The following is a 21,665-nucleotide window of genomic DNA, read 5'->3' as shown; positions in this document are numbered from 1 at the left end:
GAGTCATCATGAGCAACGTCGATTCGCTCAAGCCACTGAACCCGGCAGAGCAACATAAAGCGTTAACCGCCACCGAGCAGTCGGTGATTAAAAAGTTATTTCGGCGCCTGATTATTTTCTTATTTGTGTTGTTTGTTTTCTCGTTCCTTGACCGCATCAACATCGGGTTTGCCGGTTTGACCATGAAGCAGGACCTCGGTCTTAGCTCCACCATGTTCGGCCTGGCCGCAACGCTGTTTTACGTCACCTACGTGATCTTCGGCATCCCCAGCAACATGATGCTGAGCAGGGTGGGGGCACGGCGTTGGATCGCCACCATCATGGTGCTATGGGGCATTGCTTCTACCTGCACCATGTTCGCCACTGGGCCAACCAGTCTGTACGTGCTGCGGATGATCGTCGGTATTACCGAGGCGGGCTTCCTGCCAGGGATCCTGGTGTATCTCACCTACTGGTTCCCGGCGTTCTACCGCGCCCGGGCCAACGCTTTGTTTATGATTGCCATGCCCGTTACGATGGCAGTAGGTTCGTTGGTGTCCGGCTATATTCTGGCGCTGGACGGCATGATGAACCTGAAAGGTTGGCAATGGCTGTTCCTGCTGGAAGGCATTCCTTCGGTGATCCTCGGCGTGGTGGTGTGGTTCTATCTGGACGACACGCCGGCCAAGGCCAAGTGGCTGACCAGCGAAGAGAAGGCCAGCCTGAAGGCGATGATGGAAGCCGACAAACTGCAACTGGTGCAGCCGGAAGGGCCGAGCAGCCACCGCGCATTGCAACAGCGCAGCCTGTGGCGTGAGGTGCTGACGCCGGTGGTGCTGATGTATACGCTGGCCTATTTCTGCCTCACCAATACCCTTAGCGCCATCAATATCTGGACGCCGCAGATCTTGCAGAGCTTCAACCAGAGCAGCAGTAACATCATGATCGGCTTTCTGGCGGCGATCCCACAAATCTGTACCATCGCCGGTATGATCTGGTGGAGTAAACGTTCGGATCGCCTGCAAGAGCGTAAGTTCCACACCGCACTGCCTTATCTGTTTGCCGCGGCGGGTTGGCTGCTGGCTTCGGCGACCAATCACAGTATGGTCCAATTGTTGGGGATCGTGATGGCGTCGGTCGGCTCCTTTACCGCGATGGCGATCTTCTGGACCACGCCGGATCAGTCAATCAGCTTTGAAGCTCGAGCGGTGGGGATCGCGGTGATCAACGCCACCGGTAACATCGGCTCGGCGGTCAGCCCACTGTTGATCGGCTGGTTCAAGGATGTGACCGGCAGCTTTAACTCTGGGCTCTATTTTGTCTCGGCGTTGTTGATTATCGGGGCCGTGCTGGTATGGCGTATCCCGATGAAGGATTCACGCCCACGGGCCACGCCATAAACTTTGGATACTGCTTGAGAAGACGCCCCTCTCCTTTTGGGAGAGGGGGAATTTCCTTCTCTTATTTTCACCGGAGGACAGCGTGCAGAAAAGTACCGGCTTTATCGCCAATATCGATATTGGCAAAGAGTATGACGCGCGTTACGCCGCTGATGAGGTGCACTACGAAACCTTTGCCGGACTGGCGGCATTTTTTGGCCGGGATATGCAGGTGCACTGGCACGATCGCTTCTTCCAACTGCATTATCTGGCCACCGGCAGGATAGAGCTGCAGCTGGACGATCAACACTATTCGGTACAGGCTCCGCTGTTTATCCTCACCCCGCCTTCGGTGCCACACGCCTTTTTCACCGAACCAGACAGCGACGGCCACGTGTTAACGGTGCGCCAGGAACTGATCTGGCCGTTGCTGGAGCGCCTGTATCCGGGCAGCAATCTGGCGCTGGATATGCCGGGGATTTGCCTTTCGCTGGCCGCAGTGCCGCAGGAGTTGGCGGCGCTTGGGCATTATTGGGAACTGATCGCCCGCGAGTTTAGCCAAAAGATGGCCGGGCGCGAGCAGACGTTGGCATTGCTGGCCCAGGCGGTCTTCACGCTGATGCTACGCAATGCCTCATTGGATGATAAGGCCGCCAGCGGCGTACGCGGTGAACTGAAGCTGTTCCAGCGTTTTAACAAGATGGTGGACGAGCGTTTTCGCGATCACCTGTCGGTGCCGGAATATGCCCAGTCGCTGGGGGTGACGGAATCACGCCTCAACGACCTGTGCCGCCGTTTTGCCAACCGGCCACCCAAAAGGCTGATCTTCGATCGCCTGTTGCGTGAAGCCAAACGGCTGCTGCTGTTCAGCGCCTGCACGGTGCATGAAACGGCCTACAGCCTGGGGTTTAAAGATCCTGCCTATTTCGCTCGCTTCTTCAATCGGCTGGAAGGCTGTTCGCCTTCCGCCTATCGCGCTACGCAACACGTTCTGTCGTAAACAGGTGCGGGTCAGCCTTTGTTCGCCACCAAATCCGCGACCAGCCGGTTGACCGGATCGCTCATGTTGGTGAACTTGGTCAACTCCGAGCGGGTAACGACCACAAACACGCCGATATTTTGCTGCGGCACCATCGCCATATAGGTGATGAAGCCGCCGCCGCCGCCGGTTTTCTGGATGATCCCTGGCAGGCCATCTTTCGGCGCCATGTATACCCAGCCCAATCCCAAAGCAGAGGCTTCACCCGGTACATCCATCCCTTTCAATGACACCAGGTCCTGGCGCTGGAAATACATGGTTTGTTCAGTTAACGCGGTCGGCTTGCGCGAGCCGCTTACGTTGGAGGACAGGAACTGCTGCATCCAGCGCTGCATATCGCGCGGTGTTGAGTAAACGCCACCGCTGCCACTGGCGGCCGTGGTATCGCGGCAGGCGCTTGGCCCAGAGGCTGCAACCATCAGGCGTGAGCACTGCTCTGCGCTTGGCGTCAGCGTGGTATCAACCATCCCCAGTGGACCCGTGATTTTCTCACGCAACAAGACGTTATAAGGCTTACCAGCGGCACGTGACAATGCATCGGCCAATAGGTCGTAGGCCAGGTTGGAGTAGGCCGCTCGCACGCCCGGTGGCACGGTAATGGTGGCATGAGACAACCACTGCCAGCGCTGTGCCTTGGTGGGCCAGGTAAACACCGGCGTTTTTGGCGGTTTCTTGCCGGGTTGTTCACGCGGTAGGGCGCTGGTGTGCGTTGCCAGGTTCAGCAAGGTAATCGGCTGGCGTGAATTGTAGGCAGGGACGACGGCCCCTTTGGGAGCATATTTGCGCAGGGGATCGGTGAGTTTGACCTTACCTTCCGCCGCCATTTTGACCATCACTTCGCTGGTCATCAGTTTGGTGATGGAGGCGATGCGGATCAGGGAATCTGGCCGTGGACGTAGATCGTTGCCCGGTTTGGTATCGCCAAAACTGCGGTTAACCACCTGATTATTATCGATAACGACCAGCGCCATACCGGTTGCGCCGCTGTTATAGAAGATATGTTCAGCATACTGATCGACAATCTGTGAGGTGAGCTGCGCGTCGGTCGCCTGGCTGGTCAAGGGGGTGGCACACATGCCAAGCGCCAGCAATAACGTGGAGAGTGAGGTCTTCAACGGTCGTGTTCCATTTAAAAATGTGGCAGGGAAGGCGTAAGTTGTCCGCTAGTGTAATGCGCTACGACGCGATTGGCATGTGGTAAAAGTGGCGACAGGTAAAAGTTTTTCACCTTTCCCCTTCCGGCGAAGGGGAAAGGATCAGGTGACTGGCTGCGGGTGCGAGGCTAGCTGAATATTGTTGCGGCCACTGTTTTTGGCCCGGTACAGCGCGGCGTCGGCCGCACAGATCGCAGAGTCGATATCCAGTTTATCCAGCGCAGAAATCCCGGCGCTTAACGTCACCTTGGTTGTCTCCTGCGCGTGGAAACGATGGGTGATGGTTAATTCCTGTACGCATTGGCGTACCTTCTCCGCCAAATAAGCCGCGTAGTCTTCACCGACGTTGGTCAGCAGAACTAAAAACTCTTCTCCGCCGTAACGCACCACGATATCCCGTGAGCGTACCGCATCCCGGATGGTCGCTGCCACTTGGACTAGTGCTTGGTCGCCCAGAGTGTGGCCGTAGCGATCGTTGTAGACCTTGAAATGGTCGATATCGAGTAGCAGCACAAAGTGGTTGCCTGAGGTCGGCGAGAGCAACTGATCCAGTTTGCTCTCCAGCCCACGGCGGTTATACAGGCCGGTTAGCGGATCGATCATGCTCAGATCGCTGAACTTATCCCGTTCGTGATACAGGTTGGCCACCAGATGTTGGGTAAACATTTCACTGCGCTTCAACAGCAAATGATGCACCGAGAAGGCGACGATCGGCAGCAGGGTGGTGAACAGAATACGCATGGTGTTATGCATGCCGTCCAGCCACAGGATTATCAACGCCGAGGGAACAGCGTGCAGGCAGAAGGCCAGCAGGTTATCCGTCAGCGAAATCGCGCTGATAAAGAAAATACTGAACAGGCTGATCAGCAAGAAGCCGTGGTTGTCACTGGCAGTAAGCTGGCTCTTGCAATAGATGTGCGCCGCCCATAGCAGCCCAAGGATGATGGCGAGCAGGTTGAGCCTTTGGACGTAGTGGCGGGGCGAATACAGCGTAAATAGCATGGCCGCCAGGCAAATCGCCGGAATGCAGATTAGCGGCAGCGTGAAGGCCGGGGTCTCTTTAAAGGGCACGAATAAAGTAAAAATGGCAGAGGCGGCATTCATCAACAAGAAAAGAAACAGGGATAAGCGCTGTTTGCTGGTTTGCAGTTGCTGATAAGAACGCGAGTTCATACGGGGATCACTCTTTACCAATGGGGCCGGTCGAAGGAAAAATGTTAGACAATGCCTGTTGAATAATTCCAATTGGTTATTATTAACAGACTATAAATGTTAAGAATTTTCTTATATGAAACTAACATTTTTCGCGCAGGCTGTCATCCGCGTTCAGCCGGATCTTGAAAAGAGTGCGGGTCAAAAAAAAGTGTTATATGATATTGGTTATCATTATCACTTAAAGGGTGGGGTTATCATGTTAGCAGCCATGGTTACCGCTTGTGGATTGTGGGGCATCAGTTGGTGCTTGGGGAATCGGCTTGCCAGCGCCTGGGGCGTGTTGCTGCCCTGTGCTCTGATGCCATTTCTGGCGCTGATAGACCTGGATATGATGCAACTGCGTACTCTGATCGTGGTTGCCATGCTGGCTACGCTGGTGATGCTGTTTAACAGCCGCTGGCGTCATTACCTGCTGCTCCCTTCCTGCATGGCTCTAGCAGGTGGACTGGCCGCAATCAGCCTGCATTTCAGCTTTAACTGAAACGACAAAACCACGCCTGAGCGTGTTGGTTTTTTCAGTGAGTTTTAACGCAGGAACAGCTGGAAGAGAACTCATCAAGTGGTGCGAAGAGAGGGACTTGAACCCTCACGTCCGTAAGAACACTAACACCTGAAGCTAGCGCGTCTACCAATTCCGCCACCTTCGCACAGTTTGATGTGTTGCTTTGATGTCGATTTATATCACCAGCTTGGTGCGAAGAGAGGGACTTGAACCCTCACGTCCGTAAGAACACTAACACCTGAAGCTAGCGCGTCTACCAATTCCGCCACCTTCGCATTCGATGCTGTGCAATATAAATCATGTGGTTATTTGGTGCGAAGAGAGGGACTTGAACCCTCACGTCCGTAAGGACACTAACACCTGAAGCTAGCGCGTCTACCAATTCCGCCACCTTCGCGTACCAGATACGCTACCGGAGTAACGCTACCACGGAGGCGAATTCTAGAGATTTTGGCGGGTACGTCAATAGTTATTTCCTGGATTGGAGGCGTTTGCTGTAAAAAACGGCATATCAGCGCTTTTTATGGCCTTCGAACAACGTAATCAGCCAATCAATCAATACCCTGACACGCGGCGCGAGGAAACGACCAGGCGGATACATGATGTAGATCGGCATCGGCGGTGGTGGCGTATCTGCCAACACTTCCACCAGTTCGCCGCTTTGCAACCAAGGGGAGATGATATAACGCGCCGCCTGGATCAGCCCCAAATTGGCACGGCAGGCACTGGTATAGGCATCGGCCCCGCTAACGCTCAATCTGCTTGGCAATTCGCGCAGCTCAAGGCGGCCATCACGGCAAAATTCCAGCGGGTAGTTGCGGTTATTCACCAAGGAGAAATAGCCCACCGCCCGATGGTGTTGCAGCTCGTCGATCGACTGCGGGGTACCAAACGCCTGTAAATAGCCGGGAGAGGCGCAGGTGAGCTGTGGTAGTTGGGCAATTCGTCGGGCTACCAGCGTATCGTCTTCGGTCTCCCAGGCCCGCAGCACGCAATCTACCCCCTCGCGCAGCAGATCGACATGGGTGTCGTTGGCCCCCAGCGCAATTTCTATCTCTGGATAGCGCTGATAGAACTCATCCAGCGCTGGGATGACGATTTCCCGCGCCAGCGAATGGGGCATATCGATCCGCACCTTACCGGTGGGTTGCAGCTTGTGGTGGCTGAACAGGGTATCTGCTTCTTCCAGGGCGTCCAGCAGGTGCAGACAACGTTGGTAGTACAGCGTTCCCTCGGCGGTGACCTGTACCTGACGCGTGGTGCGCACCAATAATCTGACGCCAAGCCGTTGCTCAAGGCGTTTGAGCACGTTGCTTACCGTGGCTCGAGGCAGCTGCAACCGTTCGGCCGCGCGGCTGAAGCTGCCTAGTTCCACGATCCGGGTAAAGATGCGCATAGCCTGAACCTGATCCATTTTGCCGCCCGCATTGTTGGTGATTTATGAACAGTGATGTGCAATCTACATTATTTATCTTTGTGGCATAAACAACCAGACTTTGTTTCGACATCCATGTTCAATAAGGACCACACAATGCAACAGCGCAAATTAGGTACTAATGGCCCCCTCGTCTCTGCCCTGGGTTTAGGTTGCATGGGGATGAGCGATTTCTACTCCACGGGTTATGATGAGCAGGAAGCCATCGCCACGCTGCATCGGGCTCTGGAACTGGGGGTGACTCTACTGGACACCGCAGATATGTACGGCCCGCACACCAATGAACAACTGATAGGCAAGGCGATCAAAGGCAAACGCGACCAGGTATTTCTGGCCACCAAATTCGGTATTGTGCGCGATCCGGCCGATCCCACTGCGCGGGGCGTGAGCAGCGAACCGGACTATATCCGTCGCTCGGTAGAAGGTAGCTTGCAGCGGCTAGGGGTAGAAACCATCGATCTTTACTACCAGCACCGGGTCGATCCGACGGTACCGATCGAAGAGGTGGTTGGCACCCTGGCGGATCTGATCAAAGAGGGCAAGATCCGCCATATTGGCCTGAGTGAAACCTCCGTTGCAACGTTGGAACGCGCTCATCAGGTGCATCCGATCACCGCGTTGCAGACTGAATATTCCTTGTGGAGCAGAGACGCTGAGCAGGGGCAACTGGCCGCTTGCCAACGTTTGGGCATTGGTTTTGTCGCCTATAGCCCGCTTGGGCGTGGCTTTCTGACCGGGGCGATCCAGAGTCTAGAGGACTTGGCAGCAGATGATTTCCGCCGCGATAATCCACGTTTTCAGGGGGAAAACTTTGCTCGCAATCTGGAACTAGTCACCAAGGTCAGTGAACTGGCCAGGCAGAAAGGCGTGACCCCGTCGCAACTGGCGTTGGCTTGGGTGATGGCGCAGGGGGAACATATTGTTCCAATTCCTGGTACCAAACGTCGGCGCTATCTGGAAGAGAACGTGGCGGCAGCGGAGATCACGTTGAGCGAGCAGGAATTGGCGGCTATCGAGGCGGTATTCCCTCTGGCAGGCGTGGCGGGTGCACGCTATACAACGGTGGGTATGGAGTTGATTAACGGCTGATGGCATACCTTAGGGATAAATGTTCGTCAGGCGAGCAATCTCCCCTCACCCCAACCCTCTCCCGATGAACAAATCGGAGGCGTCAGGAACACTTGTGTGAGGGAGAGGGGGCGGGTACGGAGCTGTGGTCAGGTACAGAAGTTATTCAGTCGCATGGCTGAATTAATAGGTAGGGTGCTGTAGTCAAATGGTGGCACGATCGATCCCCTCTCCCTGTGGGAGAGGGTTAGGGTGAGGGGCTTGTTACCTTTTTTTCTTCGCATCGCGTGGCTGGCGTGCCACGGTGGCTTTGTACACCTTGAAGCGGCCGTTCTGTGCCAACACTTCATGGCTGCCGAAGGTGGCATCCAGAATGTCCGGGTAAGGCAGGAAGGCGTTGGCGACGATACGCAGTTGGCCACCGATTGGCAGGTGTTTTAACGCTCCGCGGATCAGCGTTTCCGCGGCGGTCAGGCTGGTGGCCAGGCCGTCATGGAACGGTGGGTTGGAAATGATCAGGTCAAAGCGGCCGGTAATGTCGGAGTAGACGTTACTGACGATCACTTCCCCTTCAATACCGTTGGCAGCCAATGTCGCCCGGCTGGATTCTACGGCTGCGGCGTTAACGTCGCTGAGGGTCAGCTTCATTTTCGGCGACAGTTTAGACAGCACCGAAGCCATTACGCCAGCGCCACAACCCACGTCCAGCACTTTGCCTTTCATGTGTTTTTCCAGCGTGGAGAGCAGCAGTGAACTGCCAACGTCCAGGCCGTCACGGCTGAACACGCCAGGTAGCGTCTTCACTTCCAGATCGTGCAACTGATAGCTTTCCCACCAGTCGGCCAGATCAAACTGGGTCTGCACATCGATGCGGCCATGATACAACCCGCAGCGGCGAGCGCTGTCGATCTTGGCAAGCGTGGCATGGCCTTCCAGCGTTTGTTCCGCGCTGCGTACGCCACTGCGGTTTTCACCGACGACAAAAATTTCTGCGCCAACCGGCAGCAGGGCCAGGATATTGCACAGTTGGAACTGCGCTTCCTGCTTGCTCTTTGGCCAGTAATACACCAGCGTATCACACTCGGCGACGAAGGCAGGATCGACCGTCAGACCGAACTGTGCATGCTCTCCCATCGTCCGGTTCAGTAACTGCCAGTGATGGTATTGCTGGGTATGGACACGCACATCCGCGGCCTCGAATTGGGCCGGCAGGGTATCCTGCAGATCGCCGGCAAACAGCACGCGGCGTTCCATAAATTCATCACTGTGGCGCAGCATGACTTCACTGGCGGGGGTTAATGCAGACATCAGTTTTCGGCTCCTCAAGATTTAGCCGGAGATTATAGAGCTTTGTGGCCAGATGTTCGACGGGTTTGTTGGCGCAGGCTGCGTGGGTTTGTTAGCATAGCGCGGCATAGGGCAGGTAGGGTGCGTCACACACGGGGATCGGCATGGCATCAAAACGCGACTGGTTGTTACAACAGCTGGGGATTACGCAGTGGACATTACGCCGCCCTGGAGTGTTGCAGGGAGAGGTGGCGGTAAGCGTGCCCCCGAACGTGCGCCTGCTGGTGGTGGCACAGGCATTGCCAGACCAGCACGACCCGTTGTTTTGTGACGTGCTGCGCAGCCTGGGGCTGACAGCGTCACAAACCTATGGTCTGACACCGGATCAGGTAGCGATGCTGCCGCAAGATACCGAGTGCAACAGTTGGCGGTTGGGCGTCACGGAACCGCTAGCGGTGGCCGGCGCGCAGCTACATAGCCCGGTGCTGGCCGAGCTTTCTCAAGATGCGGGTGCGAAACGCGCACTCTGGCAGCAGATTTGTCATCATGAACAGCATTTCTACCCTGACAGCGGCCGATCTGGCCACAGCCTTCAAGATTGAACAAGCCAGCCATGCGTTTCCCTGGACGGAGGCGACGCTAGCCAGCAATCAGGGCGAACGTTACCTTAATCTGAAATTGACAACCGAAGGGCAAATGGCGGGTTTTGCCATTACCCAAATCGTGCTGGACGAAGCCACGCTGTTTAATATTGCTATTCATCCAAGCTGGCAGCGCCGGGGCTTTGGCCGCATGCTGCTGACTGCCGTGATCGAGCAATTGGAAGCGCGTGGTGTGGTCACTCTGTGGCTGGAAGTTCGAGCCTCTAACCGCGGTGCGATAGCGCTCTACGAAGACCTTGGCTTCAATGAAGTGACGGTGCGCCGCAACTATTACCCCGCAGCCAGTGGCCGCGAAGACGCGATCGTTATGGCGCTGCCGCTGGGGTAGCGACTTATAGTCCTCCCTTTGTGCAGCCGGTTTGGCTTGCCATTATCTTATGCCGAAGAAACCATTGATTGTCACCGGTTGGTAAATCAGCGAAAATACTCGGCTACTATCTTTTTATTACCGCTTTGCCTGGCGCCGCGATCGGCGCGTTGTGATGATGAGCAGGGCGGACTAACCATAGAAACGTGAAAAACATGTCTCCTAGTGAATTCGCCCGCGAAGTTGCGAAAAGAAGAACTTTCGCCATTATCTCGCACCCCGATGCGGGTAAAACCACCATCACCGAGAAGGTGCTGTTATTCGGACACGCTATCCAGACCGCCGGTACGGTAAAGGGTCGTGGCTCCAGCCAGCACGCCAAATCCGACTGGATGGAGATGGAAAAACAACGTGGTATCTCGATCACCACCTCGGTGATGCAGTTCCCGTACCGCGACTGTCTGGTTAACCTGCTCGATACCCCGGGGCACGAAGACTTCTCCGAAGATACCTACCGTACCCTGACGGCGGTGGACTGCTGCCTGATGGTGATCGATGCCGCAAAAGGCGTTGAAGATCGTACCCGCAAGCTGATGGAAGTTACTCGCCTGCGTGATACGCCGATCCTGACCTTCATGAACAAACTTGACCGTGACATCCGCGATCCGATGGAAGTGATGGACGAAGTTGAGCGCGAACTGAAAATCGCCTGCTCGCCGATCACCTGGCCGATCGGCTGCGGCAAGCTATTCAAAGGGGTTTACCATCTCTATAAAGATGAAACCTATCTGTACCAGACCGGTAAAGGCCACACCATTCAGGAAGTGCGCATCGTGAAAGGGTTGAACAACCCGGAGCTCGATGCTGCCGTAGGCGAAGATCTGGCCGCTCAGTTGCGTGATGAGCTGGAACTGGTGCAAGGGGCTTCCCATGAGTTTGAGCAGGAAGCCTTCCTGGCAGGCGAACTGACCCCGGTGTTCTTCGGTACCGCTTTGGGTAACTTCGGTGTCGATCATATGCTTGATGGGCTGGTGGCCTGGGCGCCTGCGCCAATGCCACGTAAAACCGATACTCGTGAAGTGGTCGCCGCCGAAGAGAAATTCACCGGCTTCGTGTTCAAGATCCAGGCTAACATGGATCCTAAGCACCGCGACCGTGTGGCGTTTATGCGCGTGGTGTCTGGCCGCTATGAGAAAGGCATGAAACTGCGCCAGGTTCGTACCGGCAAAGACGTGGTGATCTCCGATGCGCTGACCTTTATGGCCGGTGACCGCTCGCACGTTGAAGAAGCCTACCCAGGCGACATCATTGGCTTGCATAACCACGGCACCATTCAGATCGGCGACACCTTCACCCAGGGTGAGGATATGAAGTTCACCGGCATTCCGAACTTTGCGCCTGAACTGTTCCGCCGTATCCGCCTGCGCGATCCGCTCAAGCAGAAACAGCTGCTGAAGGGGCTGGTCCAACTATCTGAAGAGGGGGCGGTGCAGGTGTTCCGCCCAATCGCCAACAACGATCTGATCGTGGGGGCGGTGGGCGTGCTGCAGTTTGATGTGGTGGTTGCCCGTCTGAAAAGCGAATACAACGTGGAAGCGCTGTATGAATCGGTTAACGTCTCCACAGCCCGTTGGGTAGAGTGCGACGACGTGAAGAAATTCGAAGAGTTCAAGCGTAAGAACGAGCTGAACCTGGCGCTGGACGGCGGCAACAACCTGTCGTATATCGCACCAACCATGGTTAACCTCAACCTGACGCAGGAACGCTACCCAGAAGTGGTGTTCCGCAAAACTCGCGAGCATTAATCTCGTCAACAGGGCGCTTCCAAGCGCCCTGTGTTTTCCTTCTTCAGCCCCCCATCCTGCTAATTATTAAACCCTTCTCACTAATTATTTCGTCTAAACCGAACAAGATTTTCCGCGATCTGGCGGCAAATTTTCGCTGATGGTCTATATTTATCAGGGTGCATAGCGGCATCTGAGCGTAAAATACTATTGTACCCACATATTTTAGAGAGTTATTCGGTAGTGTTGCCGATAGGAGACAGTCCTATCTTAGCAATATCAATAAGATAGTGATGTGGATCCCAAATCAACTGCTATATGTCTCCAATAGACGACAGTTTTACGCTTAATTGTTGCTCATTTGTTTTGTTGTTGTTGATTTTTAACGGCGTTTTTAACTTGGCACGGGCATTGCAGGTATGTTTACCGTAGAGCAATAGTCCGGTCGTGAACGTTTGATTGTATAGAGATCGTGAAGTATTCATTTGAGTTAGCCGCACTCTGGCGGCACCAGAGCCCACAGCAGTTTGGGGTTCTACAACAAGAAGGAAGAGATCGATGAAAAATACCAAGTTTGCACATTCGCTGATGGCAGTCGTTTTGGGTTCGGTACTGGTTAGTGGTTCGGCCCTGGCTGAAGAGACCATGATGAACAAAGCATCAGGCGTAGTTGATAGTACTGGTGCCAAAATCGATAGCTCCATGAAAAAAGTCGACAACTATATGGATGACAGCGGCATAACGGCTAAAGTTAAAAGTGCGCTGGTTGACGATAAAGCCATAAAAAGCACCGACATCTCGGTGGAAACCGAAAAAGGTGTGGTGACGTTGAGCGGTTTTGTCGCTACTCAAGCTCAGGCTGAGAAAGCGGTAGACGTTGCAGGTCGGGTAGAAGGGGTCAAATCCGTCAGCGATAAGCTGCACGTGAAAGATCAAGCGACCCAGTCGGTGAAGTCCTATGCCGGTGACACTGCTACTACCAGCGAGCTGAAAGCTAAACTGCTGGCCGATGACATCGTACCTTCACGCAACGTGAAAGTAGAAACCACCGATGGTGTGGTGCAGCTTTCCGGTGAGGTGAAAACCCAGGCGCAGTCTGACCGTGCAGAAAGTATTGCCAAAGCCATTGATGGCGTGAAAAGCGTCAAGAACGATCTGGCGGTAAAACCTTAATCGTCAGTAACAGTAAGCAATAACTCCCAGGCTAACGCCTGGGATGTACTACCAGAAATAGAATAATCCGCAGTTTTAAGCCGCACCCAGCAGGGGCGAGCCAAACGCGAAATTTTTATCACCATGGTAAGGAGAGGCTTATGTTTCGATGGGGCATTATATTTTTAGTGATTGCATTGATCGCCGCAGCACTGGGTTTTGGTTCGTTGGCAGGTACTGCCGCCTGGGCCGCCAAAGTAGTGTTCGTGGTAGGGATCATTCTGTTCCTGGTCAGCCTGTTTACCGGCCGTCGGCGTCCTTAGCGTCTCTCTAAACTGTAACAAAGCTTGATTCTTTTTCTCTGCGCCAGGAGGCAGGTCATGAATAGCGACATCATTGTTGGCCGTTGGAAACAGCTGAAAGGCCAGGTTTGGCAGGCATGGGCGGAGTTTTCCGGCAATGACGGCCTGTGGCTGGCAGGGAGCAATGACTGCCTCTCTGGCGTATTACAAGAAGATTACGGAAGAGAGCAAGAAGAGGTATCCTCGGGAAAACGGCCACATTGAGGATACGGGGTTGGGATACAGAATACCCATCACGCTCGGTAATATAGAACCCCTGGCGTATAAACCATACCGGCCCGGTAAAATGGCGCTGGTGTGTGAGGGCGGCGGACAGCGCGGTATCTTTACCGCCGGCGTACTGGATGAATTCCAGCGCGCCCGCTTTAACCCTTTTGATCTGATGATTGGCACCTCTGCCGGTGCGCAGAACCTCTCGGCATTTATTTGTGGCCAGATGGGCTACGCACGGCGGGTGATCACCCGCTACACCACCTCTGCCAATTTCTTTAACCCGCTGCGCTTTGTGCGTGGCGGGCATCTTATCGATCTCGACTGGTTATTGGATATCACCTCGCAACAGTTGCCGTTGGCTTTTGACGTGGCGGAAAAGCAGCTGATTAATGGCCGTGAATTTCTGATGTGTGCCTGTCGCAGCGATGACTTTACGCCGGTTTATCTCCCTGCGACACGGGATAGCTGGTTACCGGCTATCAAGGCTTCCAGTGCCATCCCCGGGTTTTATCGTATGGGTGTAGAGCTGGATGGCATCAGCTATCAGGATGGCGGCATCAGCGATGCCATCCCGGTCGAAGAGGCCTATCGCCGTGGGGCGGATACCATCGTGGTGATCCGCACCGTGCCTTCACAGATGGCTTATACGCCGAAGTGGATGAAACGCATGGAGCAATGGCTGGGTGAAAGCAGCCTGCAGCAAATGGTGCGGGTGTTGCAGCATCATGAGCAGAGCTATTTGCGCATCCAGCAATTTATTGAAAAACCCCCCGGTAAACTGCGCATCTTCGAAATATTCCCGCCTAAGCCGCTGGCGAGCAATGCGCTCGGCAGCCGTTTGCCTGCGCTGAATCGCGATTATCATCTGGGCCGCCGTTGTGGGCGCTATTTCCTGGCGACGGTAGGCCACTGGTTGCTGGAGCAGGAAAAGAACGATGGCATGACGGTAACAACATCACTTTCCCGTCGTCTGATCCAGCCGGAAACCGTGCGGATGCCTTCGCCGATTATTACCGATGTGCTTAACCCGCAGGGCCATGCCGTGCAGCCTGAAGCGCCACCAAAAATCATCCTGCCAGGTGACGGAGATGTGCTGTGAGTTACGCCTTTACGGATACCCATTGCCACTTTGATTTCCCGCCTTTCAGCGGGGATGAGCAGGCGAGCCTGGCATTGGCCGCGCAAGCCGGGGTGCAGCAAATTATTGTGCCAGCGGTCACGGCCGATCGCTTTGTGCGTATTCTCAAGCTGGCGCGCGAACATACTCCTTTGTTTGCCGCGCTGGGGTTACACCCGCTGTATATCGCTCAGCACCATGATGAGCAGCTTGAACAACTGGCAGGTTGCCTGGCAAGCAAGCCGCATAAGCTAGTGGCGGTGGGGGAGATTGGGTTGGATCTGTATATGGCCGAGCCGCAGTTTGAACGCCAACAGGCGTTGCTCAAGGCACAACTGAAGCTGGCAAAGCAGTATGATTTGCCGGTGATCCTGCACTCCCGCCGTAGCCACGATCAGTTGGCTGCCGCATTGCGTCGTACCGAGGTACCGCGCTGTGGCGTAGTGCATGGCTTTGCTGGCAGTCTGGCTCAGGCGCAGGCCTTTATTCGCCTGGGTTATTACATTGGCGTTGGCGGCACGATCAGTTACGAGCGGGCGCAGAAAACCCGTCAGGTGATGGCGCAGTTGCCGTTGACCTCGCTGTTGCTGGAAACCGATGCACCGGACATGCCGTTGGCGGGTTATCAAGGGCAGCCGAACCGGCCTGAACGGGCTGCGGAGGTGTTTCAGGTGCTTTGCCAACTACGGCCTGAATCTGCCGACGAGATTGCCGAACAGCTACAACAAAATAGCCAATCCCTGTTTGCATTGGATCCACACCTCTCACTTTAAATGTGACTTGAATCACGTTGTGTGATTTTCAGTTGCTTCTACTTGTATATATTTGTGACATAAAACGAGTCTCATCCCGCCTCGCTCAGTATAATTGCGTCCCATTATCGCCCTTGGGCAACCCGTTTCATCCAGCGGGCCGGGGGTATTTCTTCTTCGCAACAGGGACATACTCGTATGCAACTCTTCATGAGCCTGGTCGGTATGGTGGTCTTGATCGCCATTGCGGTGCTGCTTTCCAGCAACCGGCGCGCTATTAAACTGCGTACCGTACTAGGCGCGTTTATCATCCAGATTGGCATTGGCGCGCTGGTGCTCTATGTCCCGATCGGGCGCCGTATTCTTGGTGGCATGTCGGAAGGGGTGGCAAACGTCATCGCTTACGGTAACGAGGGCATCTCTTTCATCTTTGGTGGCCTGGTTTCCGACAAAATGTTTGAAGTGTTCGGCGGTGGCGGCTTCGTGTTCGCTCTGCGTGTGTTACCGGTGATTGTATTCTTCTCCTCGCTGATTGCGGTGCTCTATTACCTGGGCATCATGCAGGTGGTGATCAAGCTCTTAGGCGGTGGTTTGCATAAGCTGTTGGGTACCTCGCGGACCGAATCGCTGTCAGCCACGGCCAATATTTTTGTGGGGCAGACCGAAGCGCCGCTGGTGGTGCGCCCTTATATCGCCACCATGACCCAGTCGGAGCTGTTTGCCGTAATGTGCGGCGGTCTGGCTTCGGTAGCCGGTTCCGTGCTGGCGGGCTATGCCCAGATGGGCGTACCGTTGGAATACCTGATCGCCGCTTCCTTTATGGCCGCACCGGGTGGATTGCTGTTTGCCAAACTGATGGTGCCGGAAACCGAAAATACCCAAGACCGAGCCGATGCGATGAAGCTGATCGCCGAAGACGAGCGCCCGGCAAACGTCATCGATGCCGCTGCCTCTGGTGCGGCCTCTGGCATGCAACTGGCACTGAACGTGGGGGCGATGCTGTTGGCATTTATCGCTCTGATCGCGCTGCTTAACGGTATTCTTGGCGGTATTGGTGGCTGGTTCGATTTCCCACAGCTGTCACTGGAACTGATCCTGGGCTGGGTGTTCTCGCCGATCGCCTTCCTGATTGGTGTGCCTTGGAGTGAAGCGATGGTGGCGGGTTCGTTTATCGGCCAGAAGGTGATCGTTAACGAATTCGTGGCCTACATGAACTTTGGTGCTTACCTGCGTCCGGATGACGTGGTGGCTGCTGAGGGGTTACAGGTGCTGTCACAGCACACCAAGGCGATCATCTCCTTTGCGCTGTGTGGGTTTGCCAACCTGTCTTCCGTAGCGATCCTGCTGGGTGGTCTAGGCAGCATGGCTCCAGGTCGTCGTCACGACATTGCTCGTTTCGGGTTGAAAGCGGTGGCCGCCGGTACCTTATCCAACCTGATGAGCGCCACCATCGCCGGATTCTTCCTGGCGTTGTAAGCTATACTTGATATCAACAACCAGGTTCCTGAAGGGGCCTGGTTGCCTGCAAAAAGGGCATTCGCCTAATGACCGCCGTCTCTTTAGTGAATTTGTGAACAATATCGCGTTATTTTGTGATGATCTTCACATATAATTCAGTCCTGTTACAGTGCTATCCTGTGTAGTGTGAATCAGAACACAAATATGCCAGAGTGGTCGTGTTCAAATAGCGATTGCTGGCTATGCGAAAATCGAAGGGCTATGTGCGGTGAGAAGGATCTCAGTTGCTGGCGTGGGAAGACTATCCCGCGCGCTATCTTCAAGGAACCAAGTCCGCTCGCCAACATCAGAATGCTCAGTTGGAGAGTTTTATGACCGAATTAACCGCAGCAGCGCAACGCGCGCTGAACCTGATGGATTTAACCACGCTGAACGAAGATGACACCGACGAGAAAGTGATCGCGTTGTGTCGTCAGGCGAACAGCCCGGCAGGCCATACTGCCGCCATCTGCATCTATCCGCGTTTTATCCCGATTGCCCGCAAAACGCTGCGTGAGCAGGGGACGCCAGATATCCGTATCGCCACCGTCACCAACTTCCCGCATGGCAATGATGATATCGACATCGCTGTGGCAGAAACCCGTGCAGCCATCGCCTACGGTGCCGATGAAGTTGACGTGGTATTCCCTTATCGTGCCCTGATGGCCGGTAACGAGGAAGTCGGGTTTGAACTGGTCAAACAGTGCAAGCAAGCCTGTGCTGCTGCCAACGTGCTGCTGAAAGTGATCATCGAAACCGGTGAGCTGAAGCAGGCGGAACTGATCCGTAAAGCCTCCGAGATCTCCATCAAGGCCGGGGCTGATTTTATCAAGACTTCTACCGGTAAAGTGCCGGTCAACGCCACGCTGGAAAGCGCTGAGCTGATGATGACCGTGATCCGTGATATGGGCGTAGGCAAAACCGTTGGCTTCAAGCCAGCCGGTGGCGTGCGTACCGCAGAAGATGCTCAACAGTATCTGCAACTTGCCGGGCGTCTGCTGGGAGAAGACTGGGCCGATGCGCGCCACTTCCGCTTTGGTGCGTCGAGCCTGTTAGCCAGCCTGCTGACCACGCTGGGGCATAGCACCCAAGCCGCTGGTAACGGTTACTGATTTTCACTCACGTCTTGTTGCGTTGGGGCTGCCAAGCGGCCCCGTTAACGCAGCGCGCAGGCGTATCGAATGACTCTATTTAGCTAAAACAGGGGGCTACTTTGTTCTTGGCACAAGAAATAATCCGTAAAAAACGTGACGGGCAACCGTTGAGCGAAGCCGAGATCCGCTTCTTCATTAACGGCATTCGCGATAACGTGGTGTCAGAAGGGCAGATTGCTGCACTGGCGATGACCATCTATTTCCACGACATGACCATGCCAGAGCGCGTGGCGCTGACCATGGCAATGCGTGATTCCGGCACGGTGTTGGACTGGAAAAGCCTGTCGCTGAACGGCCCGATTGTGGATAAACATTCCACCGGCGGTGTGGGCGATGTGACTTCGCTGATGCTTGGCCCGATGGTGGCAGCCTGTGGCGGCTACGTGCCAATGATTTCAGGCCGTGGTCTGGGTCATACCGGCGGTACGCTGGACAAGCTGGAAGCGATCCCTGGCTTTGATATTTTCCCGGACGACAACGCGTTCCGTAAGATCATCAAAGACGTTGGCGTGGCGATTATCGGCCAGACCAGTTCACTGGCTCCGGCAGACAAGCGTTTCTACGCGACGCGCGATATCACTGCTACCGTCGACTCCATTCCGCTGATCACCGGTTCTATTCTGGCGAAAAAACTGGCCGAAGGGCTGGATGCGCTGGTTATGGACGTGAAAGTTGGCAGCGGTGCTTTCATGCCGACCTATCAGCTTTCTGACGATCTGGCGCAGGCGATTGTGGGCGTTGCCAACGGAGCCGGTTGCAAGACGACCGCGCTGCTGACTGATATGAACCAGGTGCTGGCTTCCAGCGCTGGTAATGCGGTCGAAGTGCGTGAAGCGGTACGCTTCCTGACCGGGGAATATCGCAATCCGCGTCTGCTGGAAGTGACCATGGCGTTGAGCGTGGAAATGCTGCTGTCTGGTGGCCTGGCTACCGACGATGCTGACGCGCGCGCCAAACTGCAGGCGGTGCTGGATAACGGCAAAGCGGCGGAAATCTTTGGCCGCATGGTGGCGGCACAGAAAGGCCCAAGCGATTTTATCGAGCGTTACGACAGCTATCTGCCAGCCGCGACGTTAACCAAGCCGGTTTATGCCGAGAAACCAGGTATCATTACCGCGATGGATACCCGTGCACTGGGTATGGCGGTGGTGTCACTGGGCGGTGGCCGCCGTCGCGCGACCGACAGCATCGACTACAGCGTGGGCCTGACCGATGTGGCTCGCCTGGGCGACACTGTCGATACCCAGCGTCCATTGGCGGTGATCCATGCCAACGACGAAGAGAGCTGGCAGCAGGCGGCAGATGCGGTACGCGGCGCGATGGTTCTGGGCGACAAAGCGCCAGAAGTCACGCCGGTGGTCTACAAACGCATCACCGAATAACCTCTGTCTAAAGAATCAGGAGTGGCAGCGGCCTTTTCGCTGTCGCCCTCAGCGTGAATACGCAGGAGAGTATGATGAAACGTACATTTATTATGGTATTAGACTCATTCGGCATTGGCGCGAGTGAAGATGCCAAAAGCTTTGGCGATGAAGGCTCCGATACCCTTGGCCATATTGCTGCTGCCTGTGCACGTGGCGAAGCCAACGTGGGCCGTAGCGGCCCGCTGACCCTGCCAAACCTGAGCCGTCTGGGCTTGGGCAAAGCAGCGGAAGAATCCACCGGCAAGTTCCCGGAAGGGTTGGATAAAGACGCTGAAATCATCGGTGCTTACGGCCATGCCAGCGAGCTTTCTTCCGGTAAAGATACGCCATCAGGCCACTGGGAAATTGCCGGTGTGCCAGTTTTGTTCGACTGGGGCTACTTCTCAGACGAGCACAACAGCTTCCCGCAGGAACTGCTGGACAAGCTGGTGGCGCGTGCCAACCTGCCGGGTTACCTCGGTAACTGCCATTCATCCGGTACCGTGATCCTGGATCAACTGGGCGAAGAGCATATGAAAACCGGCAAGCCGATTTTCTACACCTCTGCGGACTCGGTTTTCCAGATTGCCTGCCATGAAGAAACTTTCGGCCTGGATCGCCTGTACGAGCTGTGTGAGATCGCTCGTGAAGAGTTGACCGAAGGTGGCTACAACATCGGCCGTGTGATTGCCCGTCCGTTCCTGGGGAATAAGCCAGGTGAGTTCCAGCGTACCGGTAACCGTCACGATCTGGCCGTGGAACCCCCAGCTCCGACCGTGCTGAAAAAGCTGGTTGATGAGAAGGGCGGCGAAGTGGTTTCCATCGGCAAGATTGCCGATATCTATGCCAACGTGGGGATCACCAAGAAGGTGAAAGCTACCGGGATCGACGCCCTGTTCGACGCCACTTTGGTCGAGATGGAAAAAGCCGGTGACAACACCATCGTGTTCACCAACTTTGTTGATTTCGACTCCTCCTACGGCCACCGCCGTGACGTAGCGGGTTATGCAGCCGCGCTGGAGCTGTTCGACCGCCGCCTGCCAGAGCTGCTGAAGCTGGTGAAAGGGGATGACATCATCATCTTCACCGCTGACCACGGCTGCGACCCGACCTGGCCAGGCACCGACCACACCCGTGAGCATATCCCGGTTCTGGTCTATGGCCCGAAAGTCAAACCAGGCTCGCTGGGGCATCGCGAAACCTTCGCCGACATCGGCCAGACCGTCGCCAGCTATTTTGGCGTGTCACCGATGGATTACGGCAAATCCATGCTTTAATACCGCTTTTAATGACGCTGGCCTTTACGCCAGCGTCTTTATTTCAATGAATTGAGGGAAGTGATTATGGCAACGCCACATATTAACGCTGAGATGGGTGATTTCGCTGACGTAGTGCTGATGCCGGGGGATCCGCTGCGGGCAAAATACATCGCAGAAACCTTCCTGGAAGGCGCTGTGGAAGTGAACAACGTGCGTGGCATGTTGGGTTTCACCGGCACTTATAAAGGTCGTAAAATCTCGGTAATGGGCCACGGCATGGGCATCCCATCCTGCTCTATCTATGCGCGTGAACTGATTGCCGAGTTTGGCGTGAAGAAAATCATCCGTGTCGGCTCTTGTGGCGCGGTGCGTGATGACGTCAAACTGCGTGATGTGGTGATCGGCATGGGGGCTTGTACCGATTCCCAGGTTAACCGTATGCGCTTCAAAGGCCACGACTATGCGGCCATTGCGGATTTTGACATGGTGCGTAATGCGGTAGACGCTGCGGCTGCTCAGGGCATCCCTGCACGCGTGGGTAACATCTTCTCCGCCGATCTGTTCTACACGCCAGATCCGGATATGTTCCAGGTGATGAAGAAGTACGGCATCCTGGGCGTAGAGATGGAAGCGGCAGGCATCTACGGCGTGGCCGCAGAGCTGTATGAAGAGTTCGGTAGCACGGCGTTGACCATCTGCACCGTTTCCGACCATATCCTGCGTCATGAGCAGACCACCGCTGCCGAGCGTCAGACCACCTTTAACGAGATGATCGTTATCGCGCTGGAATCTGTCCTGCTGGGCGACAAAGCGTAATGACCTCGCGGGCGCAGCACGCTGCGCCCCATTTTATCTATTCACGAATCTATTCATTTTGCCGTAAAATAATACCAATATTTGTTATTTTTCAGATTGTTACTGATTTTGTATTCTATTCACCAGCCG

General features: G+C 55.2%; 21 protein-coding genes and 3 tRNA genes. 17 read left to right on the top strand and 7 right to left on the bottom strand.

What is annotated here, in order from left to right; genetic code table 11:
* Window positions 1-8 precede the first annotated feature (8 nt).
* Together hpaX and hpaA are read left to right on the top strand one after the other, a co-directional pair.
* Window positions 9-1,379 carry a 4-hydroxyphenylacetate permease gene (gene hpaX, locus A6U95_RS04610; protein ID WP_024527247.1) on the top strand — a complete coding sequence of 457 codons (1,371 nt, stop codon included), beginning with the start codon at window positions 9-11 and terminating at the stop codon, window positions 1,377-1,379.
* Between the two features lie 82 nt (window positions 1,380-1,461).
* Entirely contained in the window at window positions 1,462-2,358 is an 897-nt protein-coding gene (gene hpaA / locus A6U95_RS04605) for a 4-hydroxyphenylacetate catabolism regulatory protein HpaA (RefSeq protein ID WP_065683647.1), read from the top strand.
* Window positions 2,359-2,369: 11 nt separating this feature from the next.
* On the opposite strand, the gene ampH is transcribed toward hpaA, so the two are convergent.
* Complete coding sequence (gene ampH / locus A6U95_RS04600; RefSeq protein ID WP_065683646.1) at window positions 2,370-3,512, bottom strand: D-alanyl-D-alanine-carboxypeptidase/endopeptidase AmpH; 1,143 nt, start codon at window positions 3,510-3,512, stop codon at window positions 2,370-2,372.
* Window positions 3,513-3,653: 141 nt separating this feature from the next.
* Window positions 3,654-4,724: a GGDEF domain-containing protein gene (locus A6U95_RS04595; protein ID WP_065683645.1), complete on the bottom strand. Its 1,071-nt coding sequence runs from the start codon at window positions 4,722-4,724 to the stop codon at window positions 3,654-3,656.
* Window positions 4,725-4,962: 238 nt separating this feature from the next.
* Between A6U95_RS04595 and A6U95_RS04590 the strand changes: the two genes are divergently transcribed.
* Window positions 4,963-5,247: a DUF1435 domain-containing protein gene (locus A6U95_RS04590; protein WP_021808011.1), complete on the top strand. Its 285-nt coding sequence runs from the start codon at window positions 4,963-4,965 to the stop codon at window positions 5,245-5,247.
* 79 nt (window positions 5,248-5,326) lie between these two features.
* On the opposite strand, the gene A6U95_RS04585 is transcribed toward A6U95_RS04590, so the two are convergent.
* From A6U95_RS04585 to A6U95_RS04570, 4 genes are all read right to left on the bottom strand, one after another.
* Window positions 5,327-5,413, bottom strand: a tRNA-Leu gene (locus A6U95_RS04585).
* A 43-nt stretch (window positions 5,414-5,456) separates the two neighbouring features.
* A tRNA-Leu gene (locus tag A6U95_RS04580) sits at window positions 5,457-5,543 on the bottom strand.
* 35 nt (window positions 5,544-5,578) lie between these two features.
* A tRNA-Leu gene (locus A6U95_RS04575) sits at window positions 5,579-5,665 on the bottom strand.
* Window positions 5,666-5,779: 114 nt separating this feature from the next.
* Complete coding sequence (locus A6U95_RS04570) at window positions 5,780-6,682, bottom strand: LysR family transcriptional regulator (RefSeq protein ID WP_065683644.1); 903 nt, start codon at window positions 6,680-6,682, stop codon at window positions 5,780-5,782.
* Between the two features lie 117 nt (window positions 6,683-6,799).
* Between A6U95_RS04570 and A6U95_RS04565 the strand changes: the two genes are divergently transcribed.
* Window positions 6,800-7,792: an aldo/keto reductase gene (locus A6U95_RS04565; protein WP_065683643.1), complete on the top strand. Its 993-nt coding sequence runs from the start codon at window positions 6,800-6,802 to the stop codon at window positions 7,790-7,792.
* Between the two features lie 243 nt (window positions 7,793-8,035).
* Here A6U95_RS04565 and rsmC read toward each other — a convergent pair whose 3' ends face one another.
* Window positions 8,036-9,079: a 16S rRNA (guanine(1207)-N(2))-methyltransferase RsmC gene (gene rsmC, locus A6U95_RS04560; RefSeq protein WP_065683642.1), complete on the bottom strand. Its 1,044-nt coding sequence runs from the start codon at window positions 9,077-9,079 to the stop codon at window positions 8,036-8,038.
* Between the two features lie 143 nt (window positions 9,080-9,222).
* On the opposite strand from rsmC, the gene A6U95_RS04555 reads away from it, so the two are divergent.
* From A6U95_RS04555 to deoD, 13 genes are all read left to right on the top strand, one after another.
* Window positions 9,223-9,660 (top strand): DNA polymerase III subunit psi, encoded by a 438-nt coding sequence (locus tag A6U95_RS04555; RefSeq protein ID WP_065683641.1) that lies wholly within the window; start codon window positions 9,223-9,225, stop codon window positions 9,658-9,660.
* Window positions 9,605-10,048, top strand: a complete 444-nt coding sequence (gene rimI, locus A6U95_RS04550) for a ribosomal protein S18-alanine N-acetyltransferase (RefSeq protein ID WP_065683640.1) — start codon at window positions 9,605-9,607, stop codon at window positions 10,046-10,048. The genes A6U95_RS04555 and rimI overlap by 56 nt, the downstream gene beginning before the upstream one ends.
* Window positions 10,049-10,242: 194 nt before the next feature.
* Complete coding sequence (gene prfC / locus A6U95_RS04545; RefSeq protein ID WP_021179214.1) at window positions 10,243-11,832, top strand: peptide chain release factor 3; 1,590 nt, start codon at window positions 10,243-10,245, stop codon at window positions 11,830-11,832.
* A gap of 537 nt (window positions 11,833-12,369) precedes the next feature.
* Window positions 12,370-12,984, top strand: a complete 615-nt coding sequence (gene osmY, locus A6U95_RS04540; RefSeq protein ID WP_065683639.1) for a molecular chaperone OsmY — start codon at window positions 12,370-12,372, stop codon at window positions 12,982-12,984.
* A 140-nt stretch (window positions 12,985-13,124) separates the two neighbouring features.
* Window positions 13,125-13,286 carry a DUF1328 domain-containing protein gene (locus A6U95_RS04535; protein ID WP_004933089.1) on the top strand — a complete coding sequence of 54 codons (162 nt, stop codon included), beginning with the start codon at window positions 13,125-13,127 and terminating at the stop codon, window positions 13,284-13,286.
* Between the two features lie 57 nt (window positions 13,287-13,343).
* Window positions 13,344-13,529: a CsbD family protein gene (locus tag A6U95_RS04530; RefSeq protein ID WP_024485503.1), complete on the top strand. Its 186-nt coding sequence runs from the start codon at window positions 13,344-13,346 to the stop codon at window positions 13,527-13,529.
* Between the two features lie 10 nt (window positions 13,530-13,539).
* Entirely contained in the window at window positions 13,540-14,637 is a 1,098-nt protein-coding gene (locus tag A6U95_RS04525; protein ID WP_065683638.1) for a patatin family protein, read from the top strand.
* On the top strand, window positions 14,634-15,428 hold the full coding sequence (locus A6U95_RS04520; protein ID WP_065683637.1) for a TatD family hydrolase: 795 nt from the start codon (window positions 14,634-14,636) through the stop codon (window positions 15,426-15,428). Before A6U95_RS04525 ends, A6U95_RS04520 begins: the two co-directional genes overlap by 4 nt.
* Before the next feature lie 189 nt (window positions 15,429-15,617).
* Window positions 15,618-16,883, top strand: a complete 1,266-nt coding sequence (locus A6U95_RS04515) for a NupC/NupG family nucleoside CNT transporter (RefSeq protein WP_024485506.1) — start codon at window positions 15,618-15,620, stop codon at window positions 16,881-16,883.
* 353 nt (window positions 16,884-17,236) lie between these two features.
* Window positions 17,237-18,016, top strand: a complete 780-nt coding sequence (gene deoC, locus A6U95_RS04510) for a deoxyribose-phosphate aldolase (RefSeq protein ID WP_037376682.1) — start codon at window positions 17,237-17,239, stop codon at window positions 18,014-18,016.
* Between the two features lie 101 nt (window positions 18,017-18,117).
* Window positions 18,118-19,440 (top strand): thymidine phosphorylase, encoded by a 1,323-nt coding sequence (gene deoA, locus A6U95_RS04505; RefSeq protein WP_065683636.1) that lies wholly within the window; start codon window positions 18,118-18,120, stop codon window positions 19,438-19,440.
* Window positions 19,441-19,514: 74 nt separating this feature from the next.
* Window positions 19,515-20,738, top strand: a complete 1,224-nt coding sequence (gene deoB, locus A6U95_RS04500) for a phosphopentomutase (RefSeq protein WP_024527234.1) — start codon at window positions 19,515-19,517, stop codon at window positions 20,736-20,738.
* A 66-nt stretch (window positions 20,739-20,804) separates the two neighbouring features.
* The gene (deoD, locus tag A6U95_RS04495) at window positions 20,805-21,536 is read left to right on the top strand and encodes a purine-nucleoside phosphorylase (RefSeq protein WP_021179222.1); all 732 of its coding nucleotides are present in this window, start codon (window positions 20,805-20,807) and stop codon (window positions 21,534-21,536) included.
* The last annotated feature ends 129 nt before the right edge of the window (window positions 21,537-21,665 follow it).

It is taken from the genome of Serratia sp. 14-2641 (assembly GCF_001692375.1).
Classification (GTDB): domain Bacteria; phylum Pseudomonadota; class Gammaproteobacteria; order Enterobacterales; family Enterobacteriaceae; genus Chania; species Chania fonticola_C.
Note: the sequence above shows the minus strand (reverse complement) of the source record. Positions and strands in the feature narration are given on the sequence as shown.

What these genes read in the sequence shown, in the direction of transcription:
- hpaX (WP_024527247.1), top strand. Translation starts at nt 9, where the DNA reads ATGAGCAACGTCGATTCGCTCAAGCCACTGAACCCGGCAGAGCAACAT.
- A6U95_RS04595 (WP_065683645.1), bottom strand. Translation starts at nt 4,724, where the DNA reads ATGAACTCGCGTTCTTATCAGCAACTGCAAACCAGCAAACAGCGCTTA.
- A6U95_RS04590 (WP_021808011.1), top strand. Translation starts at nt 4,963, where the DNA reads ATGTTAGCAGCCATGGTTACCGCTTGTGGATTGTGGGGCATCAGTTGG.
- A6U95_RS04570 (WP_065683644.1), bottom strand. Translation starts at nt 6,682, where the DNA reads ATGGATCAGGTTCAGGCTATGCGCATCTTTACCCGGATCGTGGAACTA.
- A6U95_RS04565 (WP_065683643.1), top strand. Translation starts at nt 6,800, where the DNA reads ATGCAACAGCGCAAATTAGGTACTAATGGCCCCCTCGTCTCTGCCCTG.
- rsmC (WP_065683642.1), bottom strand. Translation starts at nt 9,079, where the DNA reads ATGTCTGCATTAACCCCCGCCAGTGAAGTCATGCTGCGCCACAGTGAT.
- A6U95_RS04555 (WP_065683641.1), top strand. Translation starts at nt 9,223, where the DNA reads ATGGCATCAAAACGCGACTGGTTGTTACAACAGCTGGGGATTACGCAG.
- rimI (WP_065683640.1), top strand. Translation starts at nt 9,605, where the DNA reads ATGAACAGCATTTCTACCCTGACAGCGGCCGATCTGGCCACAGCCTTC.
- prfC (WP_021179214.1), top strand. Translation starts at nt 10,243, where the DNA reads ATGTCTCCTAGTGAATTCGCCCGCGAAGTTGCGAAAAGAAGAACTTTC.
- osmY (WP_065683639.1), top strand. Translation starts at nt 12,370, where the DNA reads ATGAAAAATACCAAGTTTGCACATTCGCTGATGGCAGTCGTTTTGGGT.
- A6U95_RS04535 (WP_004933089.1), top strand. Translation starts at nt 13,125, where the DNA reads ATGTTTCGATGGGGCATTATATTTTTAGTGATTGCATTGATCGCCGCA.
- A6U95_RS04530 (WP_024485503.1), top strand. Translation starts at nt 13,344, where the DNA reads ATGAATAGCGACATCATTGTTGGCCGTTGGAAACAGCTGAAAGGCCAG.
- A6U95_RS04515 (WP_024485506.1), top strand. Translation starts at nt 15,618, where the DNA reads ATGAGCCTGGTCGGTATGGTGGTCTTGATCGCCATTGCGGTGCTGCTT.
- deoC (WP_037376682.1), top strand. Translation starts at nt 17,237, where the DNA reads ATGACCGAATTAACCGCAGCAGCGCAACGCGCGCTGAACCTGATGGAT.
- deoB (WP_024527234.1), top strand. Translation starts at nt 19,515, where the DNA reads ATGAAACGTACATTTATTATGGTATTAGACTCATTCGGCATTGGCGCG.
- deoD (WP_021179222.1), top strand. Translation starts at nt 20,805, where the DNA reads ATGGCAACGCCACATATTAACGCTGAGATGGGTGATTTCGCTGACGTA.